We start from the raw sequence: 25,477 nt of genomic DNA, 5'->3' as shown, positions 1-25,477 counted from the left end.
TCCAGCTCACCGAAGCCCGCCCCGTCCTCCAGCAACGACAGACAGTCCCTCGAAGCCTCATGCGCCCGGCACCACCGCCCGTACCCGTCCCGCAGCAGGAACCCGAACCCCAGGTCCAACTGCGCCCCCTTCTTCGCCACCGCGCGCACCACCTTCGGTGCCCGCACCGTCAGTGGCACCTCCAGCACCAGCCGCGTCAGCGCCTCCTCGAACTCCCGAGCACTGACCGGCACCCTCCGGTCCCACGTGGCCGGCGCGTACGTCCGCGTCCCCTGCTCCGTGCGCAGCCGCACCGTGGGTCCGCTGGCGCAGCCCACCCAGAACACCAGCAGCATCAGCCAGCAGCCAGCGCGTCCCCACGGTTTCGTGCCCAAGTAGCGTCTCCACCCAAGACGTGTCATCTAAATGTCCCCCGGTCCCCGGAGCACGGATGACGTCGATATCGGATGAGACCCACCAGCGCATCACCGACCTCTGCGCCCAGGGAGACACGGCCGCGGGACAAGGCGACTTCGAGCAGGCCCTGAAACACTTCAAGGCCGCCCTCGCCCTCATCCCCGACCCCACCCGCGAGCATCAGCAGAACACCTGGGTGCGCGCCGCCATCGGCGACATGTACTTCCAGCTCGAACGCTTCGAGGACTGCCGCGAGCACTTCCGCGAAGCCGTCCACTCCCCCGGAGGGCTCGGCAATCCCTTCGTCCACCTGCGGCTCGGCCAGTGCGCCCTGGAGCTGGGCGACGAAGCCCGCGCCGCCGACGAGCTCGCCCGCGCCTTCATGGGCGGAGGCGAGGAGCTCTTCGAAGGCGACGACGCGAAGTACCTGGAGTTCATCCAGTCCCGCCTGCTCCCGCCCCAGGACGCCTGAGGGTTCCGGGGACCCGAGCGCCGGACTCCCCGCTCGACCTGGCGCCTCACGCACACGGGGCATGCACACCCTGAGGCGTGAACCCGCTCCCGCGAGGAGGCGCCCATGACACGCCAGCAGCCGAGCACCGTCCGTCCCTTCTTCCCGGAGGGCTTCCGCGAAGGCGACGAGGACGTCAACGGCACGCGGATCCACTTCGTCATCGGCGGCAAGGGCAGCCCCGTCCTCCTGCTGCACGGCTACACGCAGACGCACCTCATGTGGTGGCGCCTGGCGCCGGAGCTCGCGAAGCAGCACACCGTGCTCATCCCGGACCTGCGAGGCGCGGGGGCCTCCGCCGCCCCCGCGCGGGGCTACGACAAGGAGACGATGGCCCGCGACATGCGCGCGCTGGTGAAGAAGCTCGGCTTCGACAAGGTCTCCGTCGTGGGCCACGACATCGGGCTGATGGTCGCCTACGCCTACGCCGCCCTGTTCCCCGACGAGGTCGAACGCCTGGCCCTCCTGGACGCGTTCCTGCCGGGCATCGAGCCCTGGTCCGACCAGGTCATGAGCAGCCGCGACGTGTGGCACTTCACCTTCAACGGCGCCACCGCGGAGAAGCTGGTGCAGGGGCGCGAGCGCATCTACCTCGACCACTTCTGGACCGACTTCGCCGCCAACCCCAAGGCCGTGGGCGAAGCGGAACGGCAGGCGTACACGGAGGCCTACGCGGCCCCGGGCCGGCTCCACTCGACGTGGAGCTACTTCCAGGCCTTCGACCAGGACAAGAAGGCCTTCCGGGAGCTGGCCCGGAACAAGCTCCCCATGCCCGTGATGGTCATTGGCGGGGACAAGTCCCTGGGTGAACCGCTCGTCGCGCAGGCGCGCGCGGTGGCGAAGCAGGTCGAACCCCACATCCTCCGGGACACCGGCCACTGGGTGACCGACGAGCGTCCCGAGGAGGTCCGCGAGCTGCTCGGAGGCTTCCTCCGGGCGTGACGCCGGGCCCTCAGGCCCCGAAGCCGCCCAGCGCCGTGCGGCTGAAGCTGGCCGCGCCCTGGCTGACGCGCACGGCGGACTGGCTGAACACCTGGAACGCGGCGCGGATCTCCTGGGCGCTCTGTCCGGGCGTCAGGATCCACCGGTCCGCGATGCCCATCTCCTGGAACACGCGCCGGAAGTCCGTCACACCATCGTCGATGCCCATCGCCGCGACGATGTGGTTCTCCACCCGGTGCAGGTCCTTCACCAGCGCCGCCACGTCCTTCGCCCGCGCCTTCCGCGAGCCCGCGTCCGCGCCGTCCGTGATGAGCAGCGTCACCGTGCGCACCGGCACCCCGTTGCCGCTGAACTCCTGCGCCTTCGCCAGCACCGTGCCCAGCAGCACCACCGCCTGGTCGTACAGCGGCGTCCCCTGGTCCGCCGAGTAGTTCTTGCTGTGCATCCGCACCACGTCCTCCAGCGGCCGGAACGGGTTGAGCACGTGTCCATTCAGGTAGCGCGTGTGGAACAGCACGCCGTCCTTCTGCTGGCTCGCCAGCAGCGCGTCCAGCACCAGGTTGTGCCCGTCACACACCGTCTTCGTGTGCCCCGCGTGCGAGATGCTCCCGGAGTCATCCGGCATCACCGTCACCAGCACCACCTCGCTCGCCTGCACGTCGTCCACGTGGATGCCCAGGCCCGCTTGAATCTGCGCCCCCAGGTCCACCACCGTGAGCGTCTGCAACCCCGCGGGGCTCAGGATGCCCTCCGCGTGCGCGTCCTCGAAGAGCTTCGTGACACCCGTCCCGTTCGCCTTGCTCATGTCCGTGTCTCCCTTCGTGTGAGTGCCAATGCCAGACGTCACGCCAGGTGCAGGTCCGGCCAGCTCGCCAGCGGGTCCGTGGACTTCACCAGGTGCATGCCCGCGTCCGCGAAGCGCTTGAGCGCCGCGTCCGCCTGCGGCGTGAAGTCCGCCGCGAAGCCGCCCTTGCCGTCCGGCACCGTCACCGACGACATGCAGTCCGTCAGCAGGTACACCTTCCGGGCCAGCGCCGCGTCCTGCGCGACGATCTCCCCCAGCAGGTCATCGATGCTGCTCTTCACGCAGTGGCTGGCCGCCTGCCCGCCAATCACCACCGCGTCCGACGTGAGCAGCGTCTTCAGGAACTGCGTGTTGCGCTGCGCGAGCGGCTGGCCGTCATGCCGCATCAGCACCTCCGGCCGCAGCACCGAGTAGTTCTCCGTCAGCGGGTTGCCGCCCTTCACCTCCGCCCACGACTGCACGCCGCGCGCGTACGAGTGGAACAGCCGCGCCTCCTGCACCACGCCCGACAGCGCGTGCCCGTCGCTGCCCAGCAGGCAGTGCGGCGGCCACAGGTAGAGCGTGTACTTCCCCGCGCGCTCCAATTCCTCGCAGTAGAACTTCACCTGCTTGAGCAGCCACGGGTAGTTGCCGCCGCACAGCCACTTCGCCACCGCGGGGTTCGGCCGCGCCTGGCCGCGTTCAATCTGCTCGCGAGTCACCTCGCGGTACGGCTGGAGCGGCTGGTCGTCCTGGTCCACCCAGAACGACGGGAAGAAGATTTGATAGGCGAAGTGCGTGTCCAGCGTCGCGGTGACGTTCGTCAGCGTGCCCAGGTTCCGGTAGATGAACTCCGCGATGCGGCGGTTGTCGTCGATGGCGCCCCGCCCGCTGCGCCCCGCCACGTACAGCGAGCCGTCCGGGAAGCAGAAGTCCTTCTGCACGTCGATGAGCAGCAGGTGCAGGTTGAAGCGGTCCGTGGCCGCCGCCGTCACGCCCTGCGCCGCCTTCCATGCCCCGGCGTCACGCTGGAGCTTCCCGGCGTTCGGGCCGTAGCCGTACTCCGCCGCGTGGTTGGAATCGTAGAACCCGGGCAGCGGCAGCTCCTTCACGGTCGTCTTCTTCATGTCCAGCCCCCTGTGTGTGTTTCACTTCATCCGCAGCACGGTGAGGTCCTGGGCCCCCACCACCGTCAATCCCTCTCGCGACAGCAGGAGCTCGCGGCCCGCGTCCACGAACGGCTCCGCGTCCGGGAACTCGCGCACCGCCACCAACCGCCCCTGCTGGAGCTCCACGCGCGTCAGCCCCGCGTCCGTGGCGCAGAAGAGCGCGCCCCCCACGGCGCACTTTCCCCGCGGCGTCCCCAGCCAAGAGCCGTCCCCCGCGTCGGCCCGGGCGCTCGCGCGCACCGCTCCGTCCGAGCCCAGCAGCACCGCGTGGTGCACCGTGCGCCCGCGCGCCTCCTCCGCGAGCAGCAGCCACACCGAGTCCCCGTCGAACACCGCCTCCGCGTCCAGCAACTGCCCTGACGGCCACGGCAGGGCGAGCCCGTCCCGCAGGCCCTTGCGCTCCACGTTGAACAGGAAGGCGCCCCGCAGCCCCGCCGCGCGGTGGAACCCCAGGCCGAACCGGGGCCCCACGAACAGCCGCGTCTGTCCCTGCAGGACGTCCCCCCACCGCTCGGCCCCGTACACGCCGTCGCGCCACAGCCCGCCGCCCGCCGCCCAGAACCGGTGTCTGGCATTGGCCGCGAACACCGGCCGGTGGTCGCAGTCATCCACGCCCAGGAACTCCGGCTCGCGGCCCGGCGTGAACACCGTCACGCGCCCCCGCTGCCCCAGCAGCGTCACGTCTCCCTGCACCGCCCAGCGCAGCGCGGGGTCCAGCGCGCCGCGCATCACCGCGCGCCCATCCTCGCGCCGGTACGCGCCGTCCGCGTGGTAGACGAAGCGCACCGCTCCGTCCTCCGCGCTCGCGTGCACCATCACGCCGCGGGTCGTGAACGTCCGCTTCGCCGTCACCTGCCCGCGCACCGCCGACACCGGCGTGGCCGCCACCGCCGCGTGCGGCTGACACGTGGGACACGCGGCCCGCGCGTGCTCCAGGCCACACGACGCGCACACCGTGAAGCGAAGTCCCTCCAGCACCGGCAGCGGGAACGCGCCGCGCCGGTCCTCCACGAACACCTGGTGGAACAGGTGCAGCACGTCATCCGGCAGCGAGGCCCGGGGCAGCGCGGGCTTGGGGTACTGCACGTCCGGGTGGAACACGGTGACGCGCTGGAGCATCCGTCCCACCGCGTTCAGCCGCGCCGCCTGCGCCTTCGGCTTGTGGATGCCACCCTGCGGCCCCACGCACAGGAGCGACTGCATCACGGTGACGGCGAAGGCATACCAATCGCTCTCCACCGTCGCCGGCCGCGCGGGCGTCAGCGCCTGCGCGCTCGCATCCAGCCGCAGCGGGTCCAGGAACTTCTCCGTGAACACCGGGCACAGGAAGGGACCGAACTGGAAGCTGTCCGCGTCGATGAAGTACGCGTCCGTGCCCACCGTCAGCACGTTCAGGTCGTTGAAGTCCCCCACCACCACCCCGGCCGAGTGCACCGCCGCCAGCACCCGGTGCAGCCCCGCCAGCACCGTCACCGCGTCCGAGGCCCTCCCTCCCGCGCGACGGAACGCGGGCTCGCTCCACCGACGCAGCGGCTCCACGCCGTCCAGCATGCGCATCGCATAGCCCAGGACGTCCGCGCCCTTCTTGTCCGTGGCCAGCGCCTGCGGTGTCACCACCCGCGCGGGGAGACCCGAGGGAAACGCGCGCAGCTTGCGCTGGTGCTCCACGAGCCGGGCCTTCGCCGCGGCCTGCTCGGGCAACAGGCCCAGGTAGTCCGGGTGCTCGGGCTGCTTGAAGACCTTGAGCGCGCGGCCATCGCCCAGGTCATACACATCCGCCTCGCCGCCCTTGCCCAGCGCCCGCTGGGGATCCAACCGGACCTTCCTGCCCTCCAGCCAGACGTCCATGGCCTCACGCCCTCCCCATCCGGCGGCGCAGCACCACCAGCGTGGTGTCGTCCGTCAGGAGGCCCGGCGTGCGCAGCAGCCGCCGCTCCGCGAAGTCCGCGCGCACCGCTTCACGGTTGAGCTGCGCCAGCCGCCGTCGCACCGCGTCCGGGTTCGTGAAGTACCGGTCCTCCGTCCAGAAGCGCGACAGCGGGCCCACCGCCTCATCGCGCTCCGGCAGCCGCGTCTGTGAGAGGCCCAGCAGGTCCCCCACCCCGTCCGTGCCCACCAGCAGCGCGTGCACGTCCCCGGTGGGCACCAGCGCCCGGCGCTCCAGCCGCACGTCCTCGCCGCGCAGCAGCGCATACGCGAGATACGGCGGCGCGTTGCCCGGGAACGGCCCCAGCGCGTGCACCTGACCGTTGAGCATCCACACCCCGTCCCCCGACGAGAAGACGAGCGTGTGCACCGGCGTCACCACCGCGCCCACCAGCGTGAAGAGCAGGTCCCCCAGCACGTCCCGCCCCAGCGCGGACGTCAGGCCCTCCATCAACTCCAGCAGGTCCCCTCGCAGCCCCGGCAGGAAGTCCGCGCCGTCCACCGCCTCACCGCGCGCCAGCCTCGCCTGCGCCGCCTGCGCCAGCCGCCGCACGCCCAACTGCGCCCCCAGCTCGCTGCACGGCTGGCTGCCGCACCCGTCCGCCACCACCACCACCAGCCCGTGCGCGCTCTCCCGGACACAGGCGGCGTCCTGGTTGTTGCGCCCCGAGCGCGCGTGCTCCCGGCCCTGCACCGAACCCACCGCGACATCGAAGGGCAGCGTGGACATGGCTCTCCCGTGGCCCTCGAAGGGCACGCACGACGCAAGAACCTGCTGGTGAACGAGCGGCCCCACGCCGCCCGACTTCGTGTATCTACGACATAAACATAGTGTCGATATGACACGAAGTCAAGGCGACGAGGGACAAGCTGTCAGCGGGCGCCGATGGGTGCGGACGGGAGGTGGGGGTGTTCAGAGCTCGAAGTTGAAGCCGGCCTTCTCGAGCTGTTTGTACTTCTTGTGGTCGAACCGGTAGAGGCGCGCGGCGCGGTGGGAGACGTCCTGCTCCACCTCGTCCAGCTCCTCCAGCAGGTCCATGGCGAGGATCTTCTTGCGGAAGTTGCGCTTGTCGAGCTCGCGCTCCAGCACCGTCTCGTACAGCCGCTGGAGCTGCGACAGCGTGAACTTGGGCGGCAAGAGCTCGAACCCGATGGGCTGGTAGCGCACCTTGCCCTTGAGCCGTTGCAGCGCGGTGGCCAGCACGTCCGCGTGGTCGAACGCGAGCTTCGGCGTGTCCCAGACGGAGAACCACGCCGCCTCCCGCGCGTCGGTGGACGCCTGGAGGTGGTGCTGGGACAGCTTCACCAGCGCGAAGTACGCCACGGTGATGACGCGCCCCCGGGGGTCGCGGTCCGGAGCGCCGAACGTGTAGAGCTGCTCCAGGTGGCTGGTGCGCAGGCCCGCCTCCTCCTCCAGCTCGCGGCGCGCGGCGTCCTCCAGGGACTCGTCCATGCGCACGAAGCCGCCGGGCAGCGCCCACCGGCCCTGGTACGGCTCCACGCCGCGCTGGATGAGCAGCACCTTGAGGTCCTCTTCATCCAACCCGAAGACGACGCAGTCCACCGTCACCGCCGGGCGCGGGTACTCATAGGTGTGGCTCAATGGGGAAACCCTCCGGCCGGCATCGTGTCCAGAGGACACGGTGCCGGCAAGGGGTGTTTCAGGGCGCCGCGCGCGGCAGCAGCTTGAAGGCCACCTGCCGCCCCTGGCCGCCCTTCACCGCCAGGTGGATCCACAGCACGGCCAGGTGCTCCAGCAGGCTCGCGTTGCGCAGCGGGCCACAGTCCACGGGCTGGAAGCCCGCCTGCTTCGCGATGGCGGCCACCGTGGCCTTCGCCTCCGCGTCGTCACCGGCCAACTGCACGTCCACCGCCGTGCCCGACAGCGCCGGGTCGCCGTGGAACTCCGCGCCGAAGGTGTTGAACGCCTTCACCCAGCGCGCTCTCGGGACCGCCTTCGCCAACGCCGCCGTGAGGGAGCCCTCGGGGACGGGCGTCACGGTGGGGCCGCTCGCGTCGAAGGCCACCGGGTTGTTGCAGTCCACGCCCACCTTGCCCGTCAGGTCCCCCGCCTCCCGGGCCGCGGCGACCGCGGCCGAGGCGGGCACCGCGAAGAACACCACGTCCGCCCAGGCCGACACCTCCTGCACGCTGCCCGCCTGCGCGCGGCCTCCGCACCGCTCCAGCAGGGCCGTCACGTCCGCGCCGGGCCGGACCCCGAAGCGCACCGGGAACCCGCTCCGGGCCAGCCGCGCGCCCAGGTTGCCGCCCACGTTGCCCACGCCAATCACCGCGATCTTCACATCCGACATGTTCCGCCTCCCGCGTGTCCTTCAGTGTCCCAGGGCCTGGAGGACGAGCCGCGCCGTCTCCCGCCCCGAGTTCTGCTGCTGTCCGGTGATGAGCTGGCCATCGCGCACGGCGAACGGCTTCCAGGCCCCCGCGCGCACGAAGTTGGCGCCCCGCTCGCGCGCGACGTCCTCGATGCGGAAGGGCATCACCTTGCGCCCCACCAGTTGGTCGGCCGCGTCCTCCTCCACGTTGGCGAAGCCCGTCAGCGTCCGGCCCTCCAGGAGCGGCCGTCCATCCGACAGCGTCACGTCCAGCAGCGCCGCCGTGCCGTGGCAGAGCGCGGCGGTGACCTTGCCGGCCTCCAGGAAGCCGCGCAGCAGCGCCCGCAGCGCCAGGTCCTCGCGGAAGGTGAACATGGGGGCCTGACCGCCGCAGACGAGGATGGCGTCGAAGTCCTCCACCCTCACGTCGGACAGCTTGCGCGTCGTCTCCAGCAGGGCCGCGTGCCGGGGGCTGGACAGGAAGCCCAGGCTGAGCACGTCGTGCGCGGAGTAGCCGCTGGGGTCGCGCGGGTCGCTCAGCGCGTCGGGCGTCACCCGGCCGCCCTGGGGACTGGCCAGCTCCACCGCGTAGCCGGCCTCCGTCAGCTCCATGTAGGGGTGCACCAGCTCCGACGCCCAGAAGCCCACCGGTCCCCCCAGCGTGGTGGAGACGGCGGGGCTCGCCACGACCATCAACACCCGCTTCTGGGAGGACACCTTCGCCTGCGAACCTGGGGATTGCATCGTCGTCCGCTCCTGTCGCCAGCACCCCGGGCACCGCGCCGCGCGGCCTGGCGTGGACGGCAAGATGGTGGGCCGGTGGGTTTCGCTCCAGTGAATCCCCTGCAAGGATATGTTTCGCGCCATGAAACTGGCGTCGGTGGACCTGAACCTGCTCGTGGCCCTGGAGGCGCTGCTGCGCGAGGGCAGCGTGACGAAGGCAGGGCTCAGCATGGGGCTGAGCACCCCGGCCATGAGCCACGCCCTGGCGCGGCTGCGCACGCAGTTGGATGACCCGCTGCTCGTGCGCGCCGGAAGGGGCATGGTGCTCACGCCGCGCGCGGTGGCGCTGCGGCCCCGGCTGCAGGCGCTGCTGACGGAGGTGGGCGGGGTGCTGTCCCCCGCGCGCACGTTCGAGCCCGCGCTGCTGGAGCGCACCTTCCGGATCCACGCCACGGACCACGTGCTGACGGTGCTGGGCACGGCGCTGGACGCGCGGGTGCGGCGCGAGGCCCCCGGGGTCACGCTCCAGTTCATGCCCAACTCCCCGGACGACGCCGGGATGCTGCGCGAGGGGACCGTCGACCTGACGGTGGGCGTCTACGTGGAGCTGCCCCCGGAGCTGAGGACGCGCAAGCTGTTCACCGACCGCTTCGTGTGCGTGGTGCGCAAGGACCACCCCACGGTGGGGCGCACGCTGACGCTGGAGCAGTTCCTCGCGCTGGAGCACCTGCAGGTGGCCCCGCGCGGCAAGCCCGGCGGCTACGTGGACACGATGCTCGCGGTGCGCAACCAGCGCCGGCGCGTCGCGCGCACGGTGCCGTACTTCCTCGCGGGGCTGCGGCTGGTGGAGGAGTCCGACTACGTGCTCACCATCTCCGAGCGGGTGGCGAAGGCGGTGGCGCCGTGGCTGAAGCTCAAGCTGCTGCCGCCGCCCCTGCCCCTGGAGCCCTACACCCTCACGCTGCTGTGGCATCCGCGTGAGGACTCAGACCCCGCGCACCGCTGGCTGCGCGGCGCGTTCGTCCAGGCCGCGCGCGCCGCCGCGCCGTGAGGGCGCTCGCGCGTCAGACGGCGACGAGCCGGCCCAGGCGGCGCCAGTCGACCAGGTTGACGTTCTCCTCCGCCAGGTCGAACTCCAGCGAGCGGCGCATGCCCAGCACGTCGCCGCCCATCTGGAAGGGCACCTCGCGGTCGAAGTCCATCCGCAGGCGCTCCACGAAAAAGTCGTGCATGCGCGGCATGGGGTGCTCGCCGCGCCACAGGCGGAACATGTTGCGCGTGGCCTCCAGCACGCCCGCGCCGTACACGCGCACGGACAGCCGGTGCGGCACCGCCTGCGCGAACGGGAACGCCTTGAAGCCGAAGCCCCACTCCGGCGTCGTCGCCGCGCCCGCCACGCCCGCGGGGCCCTGGTACAGGAGCTGCCCCTCGCCGCCGTTGGGCACCGGCCGCACCGCGCCCGACGCGTCGATGGTCAGCGCGGGCGCGCCCAGGTTGTAGACGGAGACGTTCGGGTTGCCCTCGCCGAACAGGTGGCGCGGCACCGTGCGCGTGAACATGGCGCCCAGGTAGCCGCGCAGGCCGGACTGCGCCTTCTTCAGCGGCCCGGCGGCGGCGAGCTGGTTCTTGAAGTCCTGGATCATCTCCGCGTCCCAGCCCGTGCCCGCGAAGGGCGCCACCCGGCCCTCCACCCGCACCAGCGAGAAGGGCCGCAGGGGCGGCAGGCGCTCGCCGTACGCGGCGATCTGCTTCAGCGCCACCTGGGGGCGCGGCGCGCCCGTGACGCGGGCCCAGGCGTTGCCCGTGCCCAGCGGCAGCACGCCAATGGCCGGCAGGGCGACGCCCTGGGAGCGCAGCTCGTTGAGCAGGCCCGTGATGGTGCCGTCCCCTCCGCCCGCGAGCAGCAGGCTGGGCGGGTCGTGGCGGAGCTGGTCCACCCACTCCCGCGCTTCATCCAGGGAACGGGTGAGGGCCACCCGGGCCCGGGGGAGCAGGTCCTGGACGAGCCCGCCCATCCCTTCGGTCCCTTTACGCGCACGCAGATTGACGAGGACGGCGATGTTCATGGCGGGCGCGACTCTTCCCCAGTTCATGTCATGGCCCCGTCACGAAAAGCGCCCCGGCATGGGGACGCCCCCCGGAACATGGTCACACCCCCAGGGCATGGGCCAGCCGTACGTCCAGGTGCCGCTCGGCCGCACGCCGGCGCAGCGTCACCGCCGCGGCGGCCAAGCCTCCCGCCACCAGCAACCGCCGCAGCCATGTTTTTCCGGTGCCGTGGTAACCGCCGGAGACCGTGGCCCCCTCCGCCATGGGCTGGAAGACGTTGCCGGGGGTGGGGCCCTGCCGCTCGTCCTGGAAGTGCAGCACGTCCGTGCCGGCCTTCAGGGTGCGCTCGAACGTGCCGGGGAGCAGGCCGTGCATCGCCGAGAAGCTCCTCCCGGCGCCGCCGACCCTCACCTCGTCCTGGGGGTGGCGCAGCACGCGGAGGATGGTGCGGGCCACGCGCTCCGGCGTGTAGACGGGCTCCACCGGGCGGATGCGCCAGCCGGTGTAGTTGGCCGTGTGGCGCCACAGGGGCGTGTCGATGGCGGCGGGCATCACCGTGCACACGTCGATGCCCGTGTTCAAGAGCTCCTGGCGCAGCGACGCGGAGAAGCCGCGCACCGCGAACTTGGAGGCCACGTAGGCGCTCAGGTACGGGGCGGGCACGGCGCCGAAGGTGGAGGACACGTTGACGAGCGTCCCGTAGCCCTGGCGGCGGAACTGGGAGAGCGCCGCGCGCGCGCCGCTCACCGTGCCGAAGAAGTTGGTCTCCATGAGCTGGCGGAACGCCTCGTCCGGCGTCTCCTCCAGGCTGCCCAGCATGTAGACGCCCGCGTTGTTCACCCAGCCGTCGAAGTGGCCGAAGGCCTCCACCGCGGCCTCCGCCAGCCGCCGCACGGCCGCCGCGTCCGACACGTCCGTGGGGACCATCAGGGCCTGGACGCCGTGGGACTCGCACTCGGCCGCCAGCTCCTCCAGGGGCTCCTCCCGGCGCGCGGCGAGCACCACGTGGGCCCCCTTCTTCGCCAGCAGCAGCGCGGTGGCCCGGCCAATCCCGCTGGAGGCGCCCGTGATGACGATGACCTTCTTCTTCCAGATGCGATCCATGGACTGGGGTCCTTGTTGGCGTTGGCCGGCCCGCCGGCTCTGGACGGCCCGAGCGTTCAAGAGGGTTCGTGGACGGAAAGGTGGGGATGACGCCCGGCGTCGCACCCGGGACGGCGGTGACTCACCCGGAGGGCAGGCAGCGAGGCAGGGGGCCTCCGAATCCGGACGGGGGTCCACGCGCGGGACCGGGAGGCAGGCACGGGGGGGCCGCTGGCCTGGAGGGTGGGCAGTCCGGTAGAGGACGGAACGCGGCCTGCATCGCCGGTCCGGCCAATCCCTTCCACTCCCACGTGACCATGCCCTTCCGTCCGAAGCCGCCCGCGTTCGCGCTGCTGTTGTGCCTGATGTGCGCCACCGCCTCGGGGGCCGCGCCCCACCGGCTGGTGGTCTCCAGCGGCGACTGCCGGGACGCGGAGCTGAGCGGCCAGTCCAAGGCGTTCTACGACGCCCTGCGCGCCCGCCCCGAGCAGCGCGTGCTGGGCGCGCCCGAGTTCGCCGAGCGCCTCTTCCCCGCCTCCTCGCGCTCCTTCGAGGACCTCCAGCGCCAGTTGGACGCCGCGCAGGACCAGTTCTACGAGGGCCGCAACGCCCGCGCGTCCCAGCTCCTGGACGACGCCCTGGGCGACATCCGCCGCCTGCCGCCGGGCGAGCCGCGCTGGAAGCTCTTCGCCCACGCGCAGCTCCTGCACGGGCTCAACCACCGGGCGCAGGGGAAGGCGAAGGACAGCGACGCGGCGTTCCTCCAGGTGCTGCGCCTCCAGCCGAAGTACCAGTTGGACCCGGACCAGTACGCCCCCTCCATCCGGCAGGCCTTCGAGAAGGTGCGCCGCGACCTGGCCAGGACGCCCAAGGTGAAGCTGTCCCTGAAGTCCACACTGCCTGCGGCGGACGTGTACCTGGAGGGCCTGGGCGTGGGGCAGACGCCGCTCACGCTGGAGCTGCCCGCGGGCGCGTACGAGCTGACGATGGTGAAGGGGGACGCGGTGAGCTTCCCCCGGCAGGTGCAGGCGCAGGGGGCGGACACGCCGCTGCTGGTGGACCTGGCCTACGAGGGGTCGGTGACGGCCGCGCCCTTCCCGTGCCTCTCCGCCGTGGACGGCAACGAGGAGCGCACCTGGAGCCACGCGGTGCGCCTGGGCGGCACGCTGGGCGTGGAGGAGGTCATCGTCGTGCGGCTGGAGCGCGCGAGCAGCGGGCCCAAGTGGTTCGCCGCCACGGTGCTCAACGTCGACGGCGGGCAGAAACTGCGCGAGGGCGGCTTCAAGACGCAGGGCCTGGACGCGCCCGGCGAGGCCCTCTCCGCGCTGGTGGACTTCGTCACCACCGGGCGCTCGCCCTCCAACCTCGTGGTGATGAACAACGCCAACGGCAAGGCGCCCTGGGACGCGGGCGGCGCGCGGGGCACGGCCAGCGCCTCCGGCACGGGCGCGGACCTCACCGCGCCGAATCTGTTGTCGGAGGACGTCTCCGGCGGCACCCCGCCCCGCACGGGCCTGCGCACGGCGTCGTACGTGGCGATGGGCGCGGGCGCGGTGGCGCTGGGCGGCGCGGGCGTGGTGCGGCTCTTGGCCCAGAAGGACCTGAACGGCCTGGAGGACCGCCGCGCGGCCAACGGCGGCCAGCTCGTGAGCACGGACGCGCGGGCCGTCGCGCTGCGCGACTCGCTGGTGGGCAAGAGCCACCTGATGACGGGGCTGCTCGTGGGCGGGGGCGCGGCGGTCCTCACCGGGGCGGTGCTCTTCCTCGTGTCCTCCCCCGCGAAGCCCGCGCCCGTGACGCTGGGGGTGACGGCGGACGAGACGGGCGCGGCGGCGAGCGTCTCCGGAGCGTTCTGAGCGGACGGTCCCGCCTCCGGGTTCCTGGCCGGGGAGCGCCGGGCGCGTAGAGTCGCGCCCCATGCGCGCTTCCCTCCTGCTGTTGCTGTTCACGGCGAGCACCGCCCTCGCCGCGCCCCGGACGTTCCGCGTCGACTACTTCCACACCGGCAACGCCACCGAGGAGCGCTTCAGCCTGGAGCGGCTGGTGGTGGAGCCCCTGCCCTGGCCGGGCCACCCGGCGCGGGCCATCGACGAGACGAACCTGGGCAAGTACCTCTTCGAGGTGCGGGACCGGAAGACGAACCGGCTCGTGTTCTCGCGCGGCTTCGCCTCCATCTTCGGCGAGTGGGAGCTGACGGACGAGGCGAGGCAGGCCCACCGCACCTTCAGTGAATCGCTGCGCTTCCCCGCCCCGGACAGCCCCGTCCAGGTCATCCTGAAGAAGCGCGACGCCCAGAACGCCTTCCGCGAAATCTGGTCGCTGGTGGTGGATCCGAAGGACCCCTTCGTGGATCCGTCCTCGCCGCCCGCGCCGGGCCCGCTGCTGAAGCTGCTGGAGAACGGGCCGCCGCGGGACAAGGTGGACTTCCTCATCCTGGGGGACGGCTACACGGAGGCGGAGCGCGCCAAGTTCGAGAAGGACGCGCGCAAGCTGGTGAACATCCTCTTCAGCTACTCCCCCTTCAAGGAGCGCAAGGCGGACTTCAACGTCTGGGGGCTGATGCCCAGGGCGGCCGAGTCCGGCATCTCCCGGCCCTCCACCGGCGTCCACCGCCGCCCGCCCCTGGGCTCCACCTACGACGCCTTCGGCGCCGAGCGTTACATCCTCACCTTCGACAACGCCGCGCTGCGTGACACCGCCGCCTTCGCGCCCTACGAGTTCGTTGAAATCCTCTCCAACGGAAACACCTACGGCGGCGGAGGCATCTTCAACCTCTTCAGCACCGTGGCCGCCGACAGCCTCTGGGCGCCCTACGTCTTCGTCCACGAGTTCGGCCACCACTTCGCGGGGCTGGCGGACGAGTACTACACCTCCGCCCCCATCTACGGCGCCGCGCCCGACGAGCGCGTGGAGCCCTGGGAGAAGAACGTCACCGCCCTCCACGACCCCGCCCAGCTCAAGTGGAAGGACCTGGTGGCGCCGGGGACCCCGCTGCCCACGCCCTGGAATCAGCCCGCCTATGACGCGCACGCCCTGCAGGTGCAGCAACGCCGGCAGAAGATTCGCACGGAGCGCAAACCCGAGTCGGAGATGGACGCGCTCTTCGTGGCGCAGCGGGACTGGGAGGAGAAGTTCCTGGGCACGCAGAAGTTCTCCGGGAAGGTGGGCGCCTTCGAGGGCGCGCACTACGAGGCGAAGGGCTACTTCCGGCCGCAGATGGACTGCATGATGTTCACCCGCGACCGGGTGCCCTTCTGCGCGGTGTGCCAGCGCGGCATCAGCGAGGTCATCGACCTGTACGCGGGTCCATCGTCCACCGCAGCACGGAAGAGTCCCTGAGTTCCGTTGATTCCCAGGCCTCTGGACGTCCTTTCGCGTGACAGGGACGTGGCAGGTGGCTGGGCAAATGGACGCCCCTCGGTTTTCGGGTGTAAGGGGGACCGCACCTGCAATCTGGACCCCCATTTGGGAGGCATGCACATGCTGAAGCAGAGCCTGAAGCGGAGCTGGCTGCCGGCGCTCGTGACCACCGTGTTCGTCACGGTCGGCACGGGTTGCGGCGACGAGTGCGTTGACCTGTACGACTGTCGTGACAAGGGCACGCCGCCCGCGGGCCAGGTGTACGCCTGCGTGGAGAACAAGTGCGAGCTGCGCACGGTGACCACTCCGGAGGAGGACGCGGGCACGGAGGAGGACGCGGGCACGAACGTGGACGCGGGCACGGACGCCGGCACGGAGACGGACGCCGGCACGGACGGTGGCACGGGTCCCCAGGCGTGCAGCCCGGCCTGCGCGCTGACCGAGTCCTGCGACATCGCGGCGAACACCTGCACGCCCTCCAGCGTGACCACGCCGCTGGCGGACACGAGCGCGCAGATCGCCGCGTTCATCGCCGCCCCGGCGGGCGCGCTGACCACGCCGCTGCCCGTGAGCGGCGCGTTCGTGACCTTCATCAAGCCCGAGGTCGCGGGCAGCGCGGCCACGGAGGCCGCCGGCTTCTTCCTGCAGGCCGAGGCCAACGGCCCGGCGATGTTCGTGCGCGACTCCGCGTCCACCACGACGGTCGCCGTGGGTGACCGCGTGACGCTGAACGTCACGGACAAGGAGATCATCAGCGGGCTCAACGTGGCGAAGACCGTCACGGACCTGACCGTGGTGAGCAAGAACCACGGCGTGTGGAGCCTGGATACGGCGACGCCCGCGGGCCTGAAGGTGGACGTGAACGCCGTCAGCACCTTCGAGGACGCGGGCACGACCAGCCTCTACGAGAGCCGCCTGGTCACCGTGTCCGGCAAGCTGGAGGCGGGCGCCGGCAGCGGCACGGCCTTCACCGCCTTCCCGGTCATCACCCCGGGTGAGCCGTCCCCCAGCCCCCTGCGGCTGCGCGTGCCCACCGAGCTGTCCACGGGCCTGGACCTGGTCTCCGGCTGCGACGTGACCGTGCCCACCGGCATCGTCTGGCGCTTCACCGCCCAGCCCCAGGTGTCCGTGTTCTCGCCGGACCAGCTCACCGCCACCTGCCCGGCCCCGACGCTGGCGAGCGCCTTCGCGACGTCGCTCACGCAGGTCAAGGTCTCCTTCAGCCGCTCGGTGGACGCGGCCAGCCTCACCGCGGTGCCGACGCAGTTCACGTTCAGCGGTGGCCTCCAGGCGCAGAGCGCGACGGTCAGCGGCAAGGACGTCCTGGTGACGACCAGCGAGCAGGTCGCGGGGACGGACTACACGGTGTCGGTCGCCAACTCCGTGAAGGACACGGTGGGTGGCGCCGTCACCAGCCCGAACTCGGCGGCCTTCAAGGGCTACCGCGTTGGCGCGGTCCTGCGCATCACCGAGGTGCAGCCCAGCGCGGCGAGCGGCCTGGACCTGGTGGAGCTGCAGGTCGTCTCCGCCGGCACGACGGCGGGCCTCCAGTTGCTGCAGGACGTGAACTCCGCCACGACCCTGGCCACCCTGCCGGACGTGTCCGTGGCCGAGGGCGACATCATCGTGGTCCACATCGCCGGGACGGTCGACAGCGAGACCACGGCGAAGGACCAGTTCCCCACCAGCAGCAACCCGGCCAACTACGACACGGCCTGGGACTTCAAGGGCGGGACGACGGGCATCACCTTCTCCAGCCGCGTCATCCTGGTGCGTGACGCGCAGAACGCCATCCAGGACGCGGTTCCCTTCGCGCGCAACTCGGGTACGCCGCCCGCGGCCTTCCCGGGCAACCTCCAGGCCATCCAGGCCGCCGGGCAGTGGCTGCCCGCGGACTGCGGCGGGGCCCTGTGCACGACGACCTCCACGCCCACCGCGGCGGCCGTGTCCGCGGACTGGACCAACGTGCCGACGAACAACGCGACGCCGGCCAGCAACACCATCCGTCGCGTCAGCGCCACGGACACGAACACCGCGTCCGACTGGGCCGTGGGCGCTCCGTCCTGGGGCGTCGCGAACCCGTAGTCGCAGCGTCTGACACCTTGCATTGATCCAGGGCCGCGTTCCCCCACCGGGGAGCGCGGCCCTTCTTCTTGGATGACAGGGGGATGTGTCACTCTTGGAAGCATGGGGATGCACCGCCCGTCATCGCGATGGGCCGCGGTCCCTTTCCGGCGTCTGGACCGGATGGCTTCCATGTCCCTTGCCCGCATCGTCGCGCCCCTGCTCGCCCTGCTGCTCGCCGCGTGCCCCGGATCCACACCGCCAACGCCGGTCGTACCTGCCGACGGAGGAGTGAGCTCCGATGGCGGCGCCTCCGTCGATGGCGGTGGCACTGACGACGGTGGCGGATCCGTCGATGGCGGCACCTCCACCGATGGTGGTGGCACTGACGATGGCGGCGCCTCCACCGATGGCGGCGCATCGGGTGACGGCGGAGCGTCGGATGACGGCGGAGTACCGGACGATGGCGGAGTCTCCACCGACGGCGGCGCGTCAGGTGACGGCGGAGTACCGGACGATGGCGGAGTCTCCACCGATGGCGGTGCGTCAGGTGACGGCGGCGCGTCCTCCGATGGCGGCGTCTCCACCGATGGCGGCGTGTCCTCCGATGCGGGAGTGCCGGATGCAGGCATTCCGGCGCTGACCGTGACGTCCCTGGGGCTCGGGGACGGACGGGTGGGGCAGCCCTACGCCATGACGTTCACGGCCTCCGGCGGGCGGGCGCCGCTCACCTGGAGCTTCACCGGCACGCTGGCCGCGGGGCTCACCCTGTCCCCCGACGGCGCCCTGTCCGGCACGCCCACCGGCGCGGGCACGGTGCCCCTCACCGTCATCGTGCGCGACGCGGACGGCCAGACCGCGTCCGCACGGCTGATGCTGCGGGTGGAGCCGCCTCTCTCCCTGTTCACCGTGGGCCACTGGAACCTGGAGTGGTTCGGCGCGCCCAACCAGGGACCGGTGAACTCCACCTCCGACGGCGGCGTGCCCGACGACCTCCAGGTCGCGGGGGCCCGGGACGTCATCGCGGGCGCGGGCGCCCACGTCTGGGGCCTGGTGGAGATGGTGGACACCGCGGACTTCAACACGCTCAAGGCCGGGCTGCCCGGCCCCTTCAACGGCTTCCTCGCCAACAACACCAACTACGTCCTCAGCGGCACGTCGCTCTACTCCGCGGGCGAGCAGAAGCCCGGCATCCTCTACGACAGCTCGCTCACCTACCGCAGCGCCCAGGTCATCCTCACCGCGCAGGCCGCGGACTTCGGAGGCCGCCCGCCGCTGCGCGTGGACTTCACCACCCGCATCCACGGCGAGGACGCGCCGCTGGTCGTCATCGTCACGCACATGAAGGCCTTCGAGGACCTGACGTCCTACGGCCAGCGCCAGCGCTCCGCGGCCGCCCTCAAGAACTACCTGGACCAGTGGCTCCCCGAAGCGCGCGTGCTCGTCATCGGCGACTGGAACGACGACCTGGACCAGTCCATCAGCAAGGAGAACGGCGTCGCGCTGCCCACGCCCTACGCGAACTTCCTGGATGACCCCACGCACTACACCTTCCTCACGAAGGTGCTGACCGACGCCACCCTCCGCACCACCACGGAGTACAACGACGTCATCGACCACACGCTCGTCACCGACGAGGTGGCCGTGGACGCGGTGCCCGGCGGCGTCCAGGTGCTCCGTCCCGACACGTCCATCCCGGACTACGCGCGCACCGTCAGCGACCACTACCCCGTGCTCACGCGCTACGACCTGAGCGGCGTGCCCGGCCCGCGCGTGCGGGTCATCGCGCCCCTGGGGGGCACGTTCATCGTGGGCGCCTCGCTGACGTTGGAGTGGCGTTCGGCGGGGGTGGGCACCGTGCGCATCGAGGCCACCTACGACGGCGGCGACACCTGGGATGTCCTGGCGCCTTCCGTGAGCGCGAGCACGGGCACCTTCACGTGGAAGGTGCCGGACATGGAGAGCAGCCTGGTGCGCCTGCGCGTGGTGGACACGGCCGACGCGTCCCGCTTCGACATGACCCCCGGCCGCATCTGGTTCACGCGCACGGAGCCCCGGGTCATCATCAACGAGCTGCTCGCCAACGAGCCCGCGCTCCCGGGCGGCACCGCGCACGAGTTCGTGGAGCTCTACAACGCGGGGACCGCCCCGGTGGACCTGTCCGGCTGGACCTTGTGGGACGCCCTGAACCCGCAGCACGTCTTCGCCGCGGGAACGGTGCTGCACCCGGGCCGGCCCCTGGTCATCTTCGGTGGGACCGCGGGCTTCCCGGCCGGCACGCCCGACACCCTCGCGGCCTCCAGCGGGACGCTGGCGCTCAACAACACGTCGGACGCCGTGCAGCTCAAGCGCCCGGACGGCGGCGTCGTGGACCGCGTCGAGTACTCCAGCACCGTGGACGCGGTGTCCATCAACCGCTCCCCGGACCTGTCACCGGACGCGGGCTTCGTGCTGCACACCACGCTGACGCCCGGGCTGCAGTCCTCGCCGGGGCGGCGCGCGGACGGAGGCGCGTTCTAGTCAGCGCAGCGGCGGGGACTCGGGGTTGGGCCCGGGTGGCTTGACCACGGGCACGGCCTCCACGTCCCGGGCCACCCACTCCTGCCCCTGGTCCTCGTAGGTGACGCGGATCTCGTCGCCCTCGGACAGGTCGTGCAGTTGCGCGTTCTCGTCGCCGAGCTTGAACCGCGTGGCCTCGTCCACGCGGACCTCCTGCTCCAGGCCATGGCCGTCCACGAAGAGCAGCTCGTCGTCCCCCACCCAGGACACGCGGCCCGCGGTCCAGCCCATGGGCCGCTGCGGCTGACCGGAGCCGCCCGTTCCTTCCTGAGCTGGGGGCTGCGCGCCCTTCACATCCGCGCCCGCGGCCTTCAGGGCCTTGGGGTCCACGGTCTCCTTGGAGGCCATCAGCCCGCGCAGCACCTCCGAGCGTCCCTCGCGGTGCTTCGCGGAAGGGCCCTCGGCCTTCGGCTCGCCGCCGTTGCACGCTGACAGCCCCCCGAGTCCCACCAGGCCCAACACCAGCAGGCCCGCCGTCCCGCGCATTCTCCGCATTGGCCACGTCCTCCCGCGTCGTGCGAAGGAGCCCACGGCCGGAGGGAATCCCCTGCATGGCGCGCGAGCCCGCTCTCCCCCGGTAAAGCTGGGGACACCCTGCCCCGCCGGGAACCACGGCCGGTGGGGCCTGGGCCTGGCTGCCCGGAGTTCCCTCCCCCCTGGCCGGAGGGCGGGCGGGCATGCGCCGCCCCTCCGCGTCAGCCGAACCGGAAGCCGGAGAGGCGCGCCCCCATCATGGAGCCGGACCAGGCGGTGGTGCCCCGGTCCTCCCCGGCGGCACCGGCGGCGACCATCAAGGGGAGCAGGTGCTCCTCGCGCGGATGGACGAGCCGCGCGTAGGGCGCCTGCGTCCACAGCCTGAGCATCTCGTCACGGACGGACGCGGGGGCGGTGGCGGCATCCTGGACCCAGGCGTCGAACTTCGCGGAGACCTCGTGCGCGCGCGGGTCTCCGAAGGCGCGCAGGTTGTGGAACGTCATCCCGCTGCCGATGATGAAGACGCCCTCGTCGCGGAGCGGCGCGAGCGCCCGGCCCAGCGCCAGGTGCTCCGCTGGATCCAACCCCTGCTTCAAAGACAGTTGGACGCAGGGGATGTCCGCCTCCGGGTACATGAGCTTCAGCGGGATGAAGGTGCCGTGGTCGTAGCCTCTCGCGCTGTCCTCCGCGGAGGGGAGGCCCGCGGCGGAGAGCAGCTCGCGCACGCGCGCGGCGAGGCTCGGGCTGCCCGGCGCCGGCCAGGTGATGCGGTACGCCTCTTGCGGGAAGCCGGAATAGTCATACAGGAGGGGCGGCGCCGCGGACGTCATCACCGTGGCCACGGGTCGCTCCCAGTGAGCGGAGATGACGAGCAGGGCCTTCGGTCGCGTCGCGAGCTGCTGGCCCACCTGACGCAGCCAGGCCGCGAGCGCCTGGACCTCCGCTTTCGGCAGGCCCAGCTCCACGAACGGCCACGGGCCACCGCCGTGCGGGATGAAGACGACGGGCAGGCGTGGCGTGCTGGACGGGTCGGTCGGCATGGTTTCCCGGGTGTAACGCGCAGCCTCGCGCCGCGCAGGCCGTCGAACGCCGGGCCCACGCCGAGAGGGCCTTGTGCGAGGGGGCACGCACCCCTTCTGCTATGAACCGGCGCGGGGACCGCCATGGGGGCTTCATGAAGAACATCATCGGCTGGGCGCTGGCCGCCTTCGGCGTCATCGGCTTCGGCGTGGAGATCGACAACCTGCGCCAGAACAAGGCGGAGAACACGGTCACGGGGTTCATCCTCGCCGCCGTCTTCATCCTCGGGGGACTGGCGCTGGTCCGCTCCGCGCGGCGCGCGAAGCTGCCGCCCGAGCTGAGGGATGCGCCGGGGGTGCGGCCCGCCCTGAACGAGCGGGACATCGAGCGGGCCGTGCTCGGCTGCGCGAAGGAGCACGGGGGCCGCGTCACCATCGCCGAGGTGGCGGCGGGCAGTCAGCTCACGTTCACCGAGGCCAAGGAGGTGCTCGAAGGCCTGTCCCGCGCGGGCGCCTGCACGGTGGACGTCACGGAGAACGGCGCGTTCATCTACGAGTTCAGCGGCCTGATGCCGCGAGCGTCGGCCCCCGAGGCGCTCCAGTCCTGAGCTACCGCCCCAGCTTGAGGGTCACGGTCGCGGAGTCCTCCACCGTCCCCTTCAGCGTGAAGCGCAGCTCCCAGACACCGGGCATGAAGAGGTCCGCGTCGGAGACCTCGAAGTCCCCCGGCGCTCGCGCGGTGACGCGGGGGTCCTCGGGGATGCCATGGCCCATGGCGGGCATCCAGGGCTGGACGGTCAGCACGACACCGGGCACCGGCTTGCCAGACGCGGCGTCGGTGACCCGGACCTGGAACGTCTGAACGCCTCTCCGGAGCGGTGTCATCGAAGAGAGGACCTCGACGCGGAGCCGGCCGGATGCGCTGGCCACCGTCCCCACGGGGGTGGCCGCGCTCACCTGTCCCGCGTCGCTCCCGGCGTCTGGAGTGGCGGAGGGCGTCGCGCCCAGCAACAGCATTCCCATCAGCAGTGCTTTCATCACGCTGACGGTGTAGCGGAAGAGGCCGGCCTGGGTTCTGCGACAAGGTGTCGCATCGCGCGGGCGGTCTGGATGCGCGAGGGTGCGCCGTCATGTCCGCCCCTCCGTCCCCCTCCGCGCGGTCCTGTTCGTGGGTGTTCGGGGTGCTGGGAGCCGCGGGGCTGACCATGTCCGCGCTGGCATGCGCGGCGCTCGTGCGGGTGCTGGACTTCGCCTGGTCGGAGGCGCCGCCTTCGAACGCCGCGTGGGAGCTGGAGGCACCGCCTCCTGCGTATGGGCCCCTGCCCGAGCTCACCCTTCGCGATGAGCGGGGCCAGCCGGTGGAGCCCGGGCAGCTTCAGGGACAGCTCGCCCTGCTCCCGTTCGCGGTGGCTCCCCTTCCCTTCCTGCGGCAGGTCCAGGAGCGGCTGGAGGCGGACGGCATCCCGGTCCGGGTCGTCCTCGCATCGTCGCGCGACGCCACGGTGCTCCACCCGGATTGGCGGCCGCTGCGGGACAGCGGACGCCTCCTGTTGCTGGTGGACCCACGCCTCCAGGTCCGAGGCGTCTACGACGTGAACCAGGGCCCCTCCACTTCCGAGCGCGTCATCACGGACGCGCGCTGCCTGCGCACCTGTCCTCCGCTATGAAGCCCACCTCCCTCTTCGTGCTCGCGGGAGCGCTGGTCATCCCGTTGCTGTTCACCGCGTGGCCTCGCGTTCAACGCGAGCGTGCGCGCATCGCCGCGGAGAACCTGCCCCGGTACGGGCCGCTCCCGCGCTTCGAGCTGACCGCGCAGACGGGACGTCCCTTCTCCGACGCCGACATGCGGGGACACCTCTATGTCGCGGACTTCTTCTTCACCCGCTGCCCCACCGTGTGCCCGCTGCTCACGGAGAAGATGCTGCGCGTGCAGCGACAGACCCGGGAGCAGGGGCTGGACGTCCGCTTCGCCTCGTTCAGCGTGGACCCGCGCCACGACACGCCGGAGCGGCTGAGCGCCTATGCGCGCGACCACCGCATCGACACGTCCAACTGGACGCTGTTGACGGGCCCGCTGGACGCGGTGGAGACGACCGTCCTGGAGGGCTTCCGGGTGATGATGGGCCGCGACGCCGACGCGGGCGAGGACGACTTCTTCAGCGTCTTCCACGGAGAGCACTTCGTCCTCGTGGACGCCCGGGGACAGCTTCGCGGCTACTACCGGGTCACCGAGGGAGCGGGAGGACTGGAGGCCCTGCTCCGGGACGCCGCGCTGCTGGCCCAGGCCCTGGACGAACAACAAGGAATTCAGGAAAATCAGAGGGTCTGGTGAGTAGACTTGGCGTGGCCGTCCATCCCCGACCCGGAGAACAGAGTGTCGCACCCCACGATCCGCACCATCCTTGGCGCATCCGCCCCGGACTCGCTTGACCCCTTCAGCACCGCCCTGCTGGTGATCGATTTCCAGGAGGAGTACTTCAGCGGGAAGCTGCCCATTCCGGATGGGACGCGCGCGCTGAACAACGCCCGGCGGCTCATCGCCTTCGCGGATCGGCACAAGCTGCCGGTCTTCCACGTGTGGCACGTGAGCCCGTCCGGCGCTCCGGTCTTCGCCCACGACAGCGCGACGGTGTTCTGCCACAAGGACCTCCAGCCGGCCGCCCACCACAAGGTGGTCAAGAAGAACCAGATCAGCGTGTTCCAGGGCACGGAGCTCCATCACGAGCTGCAGATCTCCCGGATCAAGACGCTGATCATCTCCGGCCTGATGACCCACGCCTGCGTGTCCGGCGCGGCGCGTGACGCGGTGCCCCTCGGCTACAACGTCATCGTGGCGGAAGACGCCTCGGCCACCCGGGACATCGACGCGCCCGGCGGCGGCACCATTCCCCACGACGTGCTGCACAAGTCCGCGCTGGTGACCATCGCCGACACCTTCGGCGCCGTCATGGGCACCCACGCCATCCTGAACCTGAGCGTCCGCTGACGTGAAGGAACCCAGCGGGCTCGCCGCACAGGACGGGCCCGCTTTCCTCCCGTGGCACTGGCGCCTGCGGGATGGCGGCTCACGCCGCGCCTCCCGGGTCAGGCTTCTTCGTCGGGCAAGAGCGTGCGGAGCAGTTCGTCGTCAGGTCCAAGCGGACGCCAGCCAGCAGGGGGCGGATTGGCGCGAAGCGCTGCCATGACCTGATCAGCACGCTCAAGGTAGGACTCAGGGATGTGTCCGTACCAGCAGCCCAACGCCTGGGCGACCTCGAAGCGGTTTTCGTCGTTCATGACGGCCGGCCAACCGTCAGGAAGGCTCTCGGACAACTCTCTCACGAGCACATCCCGAACAAAGCGTGTGACCTGCTTGTGCCGTTCCGCTTCGTCGAGCAGCCCCTTCAACACCTGCACCCCAGCGATGTCGTCCTTCCCGAGTTCCTTGGCGAGGAGATACATGGGGACAGCGGGTCGCGCCTCGGCAAAAGCCGTCAGCGAGTCGTAACCCCGCTCGCGGACCCTCTCGTACAGCCGGACGCGCCAATTGCCCTGCCATGAGCGCCCGTCGGTCATCGCCCTCTCCCAGAAGTGAAGTTCGTTGGGATGTCGTAGCCTTTCATGGTCCTTGCGACGATCTTCAGAACTTCATTCCGAGTCAACACGCGGCCTGTTTCACTCTCGGCCTTGAGCAGCACCCGCATGATCATCCTGTTCCATTCTCCGGGCCAGGTGCGTCCCAGCTTCCAGTCGCCGCCACCGTGAATGGCCTCGTGGTGGGCCTGCTCCAACCGGACGCAGAACTGGTCGATGTCCATGTCGCCCTTGAAGCCGCGCTGCTCGAACCATTCGCGGTGCTCTTGCGGAAGCACGTGATGTTTCGGGGCATCCGACATGCCCGCCCCCGCCCTGTCTGTCACCTGCATGCCGCGCACCTCCGGGCTGTCCCCCAACGCGTCGCGCACGCCCTTGGGGAGGTCCTGATGCGCCTGGGCCATCATGACCTGTCCGCCCTGGATGAGGACGGCAGCGCTGGCGGCGGAGCCGGAGATGACGCCCGCCTGCACGAGCCTTCGCATCATCTCCACCCACTCGGCGGAGACCAC

The 25,477-nt window shown here is 71.2% G+C and carries 26 protein-coding genes and 1 pseudogene; 12 read left to right on the top strand and 15 right to left on the bottom strand.

Annotated elements, in window-relative coordinates:
* Positions 1-374, bottom strand: a pseudogene (locus K8556_RS37545) (hypothetical protein); the annotation flags it as partial.
* Between the two features lie 56 nt (positions 375-430).
* Between K8556_RS37545 and K8556_RS37540 the strand changes: the two are divergent.
* Complete coding sequence (locus K8556_RS37540) at positions 431-868, top strand: lipopolysaccharide assembly protein LapB (protein WP_223744948.1); 438 nt, start codon at positions 431-433, stop codon at positions 866-868.
* Between the two features lie 105 nt (positions 869-973).
* On the top strand, positions 974-1,849 hold the full coding sequence (locus K8556_RS37535; RefSeq protein WP_223744947.1) for an alpha/beta fold hydrolase: 876 nt from the start codon (positions 974-976) through the stop codon (positions 1,847-1,849).
* 10 nt (positions 1,850-1,859) lie between these two features.
* Here K8556_RS37535 and K8556_RS37530 read toward each other — a convergent pair whose 3' ends face one another.
* The 7 genes from K8556_RS37530 to K8556_RS37500 all read right to left on the bottom strand — a co-directional run bounded on the left by K8556_RS37530 (position 1,860) and on the right by K8556_RS37500 (position 8,805).
* The gene (locus tag K8556_RS37530; RefSeq protein WP_223744946.1) at positions 1,860-2,654 is read right to left on the bottom strand and encodes a hypothetical protein; all 795 of its coding nucleotides are present in this window, start codon (positions 2,652-2,654) and stop codon (positions 1,860-1,862) included.
* Positions 2,655-2,692: 38 nt separating this feature from the next.
* The gene (locus K8556_RS37525) at positions 2,693-3,760 is read right to left on the bottom strand and encodes a nicotinamidase (RefSeq protein WP_223744945.1); all 1,068 of its coding nucleotides are present in this window, start codon (positions 3,758-3,760) and stop codon (positions 2,693-2,695) included.
* A 21-nt stretch (positions 3,761-3,781) separates the two neighbouring features.
* The gene (locus K8556_RS37520) at positions 3,782-5,650 is read right to left on the bottom strand and encodes a hypothetical protein (RefSeq protein WP_223744944.1); all 1,869 of its coding nucleotides are present in this window, start codon (positions 5,648-5,650) and stop codon (positions 3,782-3,784) included.
* A 4-nt stretch (positions 5,651-5,654) separates the two neighbouring features.
* Positions 5,655-6,458, bottom strand: coding sequence for a protein phosphatase 2C domain-containing protein (locus tag K8556_RS37515; RefSeq protein WP_223744943.1), 804 nt, complete (start codon positions 6,456-6,458; stop codon positions 5,655-5,657).
* Positions 6,459-6,641: 183 nt separating this feature from the next.
* Entirely contained in the window at positions 6,642-7,331 is a 690-nt protein-coding gene (locus K8556_RS37510) for an NUDIX domain-containing protein (RefSeq protein WP_223744942.1), read from the bottom strand.
* Between the two features lie 58 nt (positions 7,332-7,389).
* A complete protein-coding gene (locus K8556_RS37505) occupies positions 7,390-8,040 on the bottom strand; it encodes an NADPH-dependent F420 reductase (RefSeq protein ID WP_223744941.1) in 651 nt (216 codons plus the stop codon).
* 21 nt (positions 8,041-8,061) lie between these two features.
* Positions 8,062-8,805 carry a type 1 glutamine amidotransferase domain-containing protein gene (locus K8556_RS37500; RefSeq protein WP_223744940.1) on the bottom strand — a complete coding sequence of 248 codons (744 nt, stop codon included), beginning with the start codon at positions 8,803-8,805 and terminating at the stop codon, positions 8,062-8,064.
* A 121-nt stretch (positions 8,806-8,926) separates the two neighbouring features.
* On the opposite strand from K8556_RS37500, the gene K8556_RS37495 reads away from it, so the two are divergent.
* Positions 8,927-9,835, top strand: a complete 909-nt coding sequence (locus K8556_RS37495) for a LysR family transcriptional regulator (protein WP_223744939.1) — start codon at positions 8,927-8,929, stop codon at positions 9,833-9,835.
* A gap of 13 nt (positions 9,836-9,848) precedes the next feature.
* Here K8556_RS37495 and K8556_RS37490 read toward each other — a convergent pair whose 3' ends face one another.
* Complete coding sequence (locus K8556_RS37490; protein WP_223744938.1) at positions 9,849-10,850, bottom strand: diacylglycerol kinase family protein; 1,002 nt, start codon at positions 10,848-10,850, stop codon at positions 9,849-9,851.
* An 82-nt stretch (positions 10,851-10,932) separates the two neighbouring features.
* On the bottom strand, positions 10,933-11,937 hold the full coding sequence (locus K8556_RS37485) for an SDR family oxidoreductase (RefSeq protein ID WP_223744937.1): 1,005 nt from the start codon (positions 11,935-11,937) through the stop codon (positions 10,933-10,935).
* Positions 11,938-12,233: 296 nt separating this feature from the next.
* Between K8556_RS37485 and K8556_RS37480 the strand changes: the two genes are divergently transcribed.
* From K8556_RS37480 to K8556_RS37460, 5 genes are all read left to right on the top strand, one after another.
* A complete protein-coding gene (locus K8556_RS37480; protein WP_223744936.1) occupies positions 12,234-13,772 on the top strand; it encodes a PEGA domain-containing protein in 1,539 nt (512 codons plus the stop codon).
* A gap of 61 nt (positions 13,773-13,833) precedes the next feature.
* Positions 13,834-15,255, top strand: coding sequence for an IgA Peptidase M64 (locus tag K8556_RS37475; protein WP_223744935.1), 1,422 nt, complete (start codon positions 13,834-13,836; stop codon positions 15,253-15,255).
* A gap of 141 nt (positions 15,256-15,396) precedes the next feature.
* Entirely contained in the window at positions 15,397-17,361 is a 1,965-nt protein-coding gene (locus K8556_RS37470; protein WP_223744934.1) for an Ig-like domain-containing protein, read from the top strand.
* 280 nt (positions 17,362-17,641) lie between these two features.
* Entirely contained in the window at positions 17,642-17,983 is a 342-nt protein-coding gene (locus tag K8556_RS37465) for a hypothetical protein (protein ID WP_223744933.1), read from the top strand.
* Positions 17,938-19,860 carry a lamin tail domain-containing protein gene (locus K8556_RS37460; RefSeq protein WP_223744932.1) on the top strand — a complete coding sequence of 641 codons (1,923 nt, stop codon included), beginning with the start codon at positions 17,938-17,940 and terminating at the stop codon, positions 19,858-19,860. Before K8556_RS37465 ends, K8556_RS37460 begins: the two co-directional genes overlap by 46 nt.
* Here K8556_RS37460 and K8556_RS37455 read toward each other — a convergent pair whose 3' ends face one another.
* Both K8556_RS37455 and K8556_RS37450 read right to left on the bottom strand, forming a co-directional pair.
* On the bottom strand, positions 19,861-20,394 hold the full coding sequence (locus tag K8556_RS37455; protein ID WP_223744931.1) for a DUF5666 domain-containing protein: 534 nt from the start codon (positions 20,392-20,394) through the stop codon (positions 19,861-19,863).
* 200 nt (positions 20,395-20,594) lie between these two features.
* Positions 20,595-21,413: a class III extradiol ring-cleavage dioxygenase gene (locus K8556_RS37450; protein ID WP_223744930.1), complete on the bottom strand. Its 819-nt coding sequence runs from the start codon at positions 21,411-21,413 to the stop codon at positions 20,595-20,597.
* A gap of 134 nt (positions 21,414-21,547) precedes the next feature.
* Here K8556_RS37450 and K8556_RS37445 point away from each other — a divergent pair, with 134 nt between their 5' ends.
* Positions 21,548-22,000: a hypothetical protein gene (locus tag K8556_RS37445; protein WP_223744929.1), complete on the top strand. Its 453-nt coding sequence runs from the start codon at positions 21,548-21,550 to the stop codon at positions 21,998-22,000.
* Position 22,001: 1 nt separating this feature from the next.
* Here the strand turns inward: K8556_RS37445 and K8556_RS37440 are convergent, their stop codons facing one another.
* Positions 22,002-22,415 carry a FixH family protein gene (locus tag K8556_RS37440; protein WP_223744928.1) on the bottom strand — a complete coding sequence of 138 codons (414 nt, stop codon included), beginning with the start codon at positions 22,413-22,415 and terminating at the stop codon, positions 22,002-22,004.
* A gap of 107 nt (positions 22,416-22,522) precedes the next feature.
* Here K8556_RS37440 and K8556_RS37435 point away from each other — a divergent pair, with 107 nt between their 5' ends.
* The 3 genes from K8556_RS37435 to K8556_RS37425 are packed head-to-tail and all read left to right on the top strand — an operon-like array spanning position 22,523 to position 24,378.
* Entirely contained in the window at positions 22,523-23,059 is a 537-nt protein-coding gene (locus tag K8556_RS37435; protein ID WP_223744927.1) for a hypothetical protein, read from the top strand.
* Positions 23,056-23,724, top strand: a complete 669-nt coding sequence (locus K8556_RS37430) for an SCO family protein (protein WP_223744926.1) — start codon at positions 23,056-23,058, stop codon at positions 23,722-23,724. Before K8556_RS37435 ends, K8556_RS37430 begins: the two co-directional genes overlap by 4 nt.
* 42 nt (positions 23,725-23,766) lie before the next feature.
* Positions 23,767-24,378 (top strand): isochorismatase family cysteine hydrolase, encoded by a 612-nt coding sequence (locus K8556_RS37425; protein ID WP_223744925.1) that lies wholly within the window; start codon positions 23,767-23,769, stop codon positions 24,376-24,378.
* Positions 24,379-24,476: 98 nt separating this feature from the next.
* Here K8556_RS37425 and K8556_RS37420 read toward each other — a convergent pair whose 3' ends face one another.
* The gene (locus tag K8556_RS37420) at positions 24,477-24,947 is read right to left on the bottom strand and encodes an NUDIX hydrolase (protein ID WP_223744924.1); all 471 of its coding nucleotides are present in this window, start codon (positions 24,945-24,947) and stop codon (positions 24,477-24,479) included.
* Positions 24,944-25,477 (bottom strand): DUF2380 domain-containing protein (locus tag K8556_RS37415; RefSeq protein ID WP_223744923.1); only part of this gene is annotated, 534 nt, incomplete at its 5' end. The genes K8556_RS37415 and K8556_RS37420, both read right to left, overlap by 4 nt.

Source organism: Corallococcus sp. AS-1-12 (assembly GCF_020036995.1).
Lineage (GTDB): Bacteria > Myxococcota > Myxococcia > Myxococcales > Myxococcaceae > Corallococcus.
The sequence above is the reverse complement of the archived record's forward strand: the minus strand, read 5'-3'. Positions and strand labels throughout refer to the sequence as shown.

Excerpts from the sequence above, each read along its gene's own strand:
- K8556_RS37540 (WP_223744948.1), top strand. The coding sequence starts at position 431 with ATGACGTCGATATCGGATGAGACCCACCAGCGCATCACCGACCTCTGC.
- K8556_RS37535 (WP_223744947.1), top strand. The coding sequence starts at position 974 with ATGACACGCCAGCAGCCGAGCACCGTCCGTCCCTTCTTCCCGGAGGGC.
- K8556_RS37530 (WP_223744946.1), bottom strand. The coding sequence starts at position 2,654 with ATGAGCAAGGCGAACGGGACGGGTGTCACGAAGCTCTTCGAGGACGCG.
- K8556_RS37525 (WP_223744945.1), bottom strand. The coding sequence starts at position 3,760 with ATGAAGAAGACGACCGTGAAGGAGCTGCCGCTGCCCGGGTTCTACGAT.
- K8556_RS37520 (WP_223744944.1), bottom strand. The coding sequence starts at position 5,650 with ATGGACGTCTGGCTGGAGGGCAGGAAGGTCCGGTTGGATCCCCAGCGG.
- K8556_RS37515 (WP_223744943.1), bottom strand. The coding sequence starts at position 6,458 with ATGTCCACGCTGCCCTTCGATGTCGCGGTGGGTTCGGTGCAGGGCCGG.
- K8556_RS37505 (WP_223744941.1), bottom strand. The coding sequence starts at position 8,040 with ATGTCGGATGTGAAGATCGCGGTGATTGGCGTGGGCAACGTGGGCGGC.
- K8556_RS37500 (WP_223744940.1), bottom strand. The coding sequence starts at position 8,805 with ATGCAATCCCCAGGTTCGCAGGCGAAGGTGTCCTCCCAGAAGCGGGTG.
- K8556_RS37495 (WP_223744939.1), top strand. The coding sequence starts at position 8,927 with ATGAAACTGGCGTCGGTGGACCTGAACCTGCTCGTGGCCCTGGAGGCG.
- K8556_RS37490 (WP_223744938.1), bottom strand. The coding sequence starts at position 10,850 with ATGAACATCGCCGTCCTCGTCAATCTGCGTGCGCGTAAAGGGACCGAA.
- K8556_RS37485 (WP_223744937.1), bottom strand. The coding sequence starts at position 11,937 with ATGGATCGCATCTGGAAGAAGAAGGTCATCGTCATCACGGGCGCCTCC.
- K8556_RS37480 (WP_223744936.1), top strand. The coding sequence starts at position 12,234 with ATGCCCTTCCGTCCGAAGCCGCCCGCGTTCGCGCTGCTGTTGTGCCTG.
- K8556_RS37475 (WP_223744935.1), top strand. The coding sequence starts at position 13,834 with ATGCGCGCTTCCCTCCTGCTGTTGCTGTTCACGGCGAGCACCGCCCTC.
- K8556_RS37470 (WP_223744934.1), top strand. The coding sequence starts at position 15,397 with ATGCTGAAGCAGAGCCTGAAGCGGAGCTGGCTGCCGGCGCTCGTGACC.
- K8556_RS37465 (WP_223744933.1), top strand. The coding sequence starts at position 17,642 with ATGGCGGCGCCTCCGTCGATGGCGGTGGCACTGACGACGGTGGCGGAT.
- K8556_RS37455 (WP_223744931.1), bottom strand. The coding sequence starts at position 20,394 with ATGCGGAGAATGCGCGGGACGGCGGGCCTGCTGGTGTTGGGCCTGGTG.
- K8556_RS37450 (WP_223744930.1), bottom strand. The coding sequence starts at position 21,413 with ATGCCGACCGACCCGTCCAGCACGCCACGCCTGCCCGTCGTCTTCATC.
- K8556_RS37445 (WP_223744929.1), top strand. The coding sequence starts at position 21,548 with ATGAAGAACATCATCGGCTGGGCGCTGGCCGCCTTCGGCGTCATCGGC.
- K8556_RS37440 (WP_223744928.1), bottom strand. The coding sequence starts at position 22,415 with ATGGGAATGCTGTTGCTGGGCGCGACGCCCTCCGCCACTCCAGACGCC.
- K8556_RS37435 (WP_223744927.1), top strand. The coding sequence starts at position 22,523 with ATGTCCGCCCCTCCGTCCCCCTCCGCGCGGTCCTGTTCGTGGGTGTTC.
- K8556_RS37430 (WP_223744926.1), top strand. The coding sequence starts at position 23,056 with ATGAAGCCCACCTCCCTCTTCGTGCTCGCGGGAGCGCTGGTCATCCCG.
- K8556_RS37420 (WP_223744924.1), bottom strand. The coding sequence starts at position 24,947 with ATGACCGACGGGCGCTCATGGCAGGGCAATTGGCGCGTCCGGCTGTAC.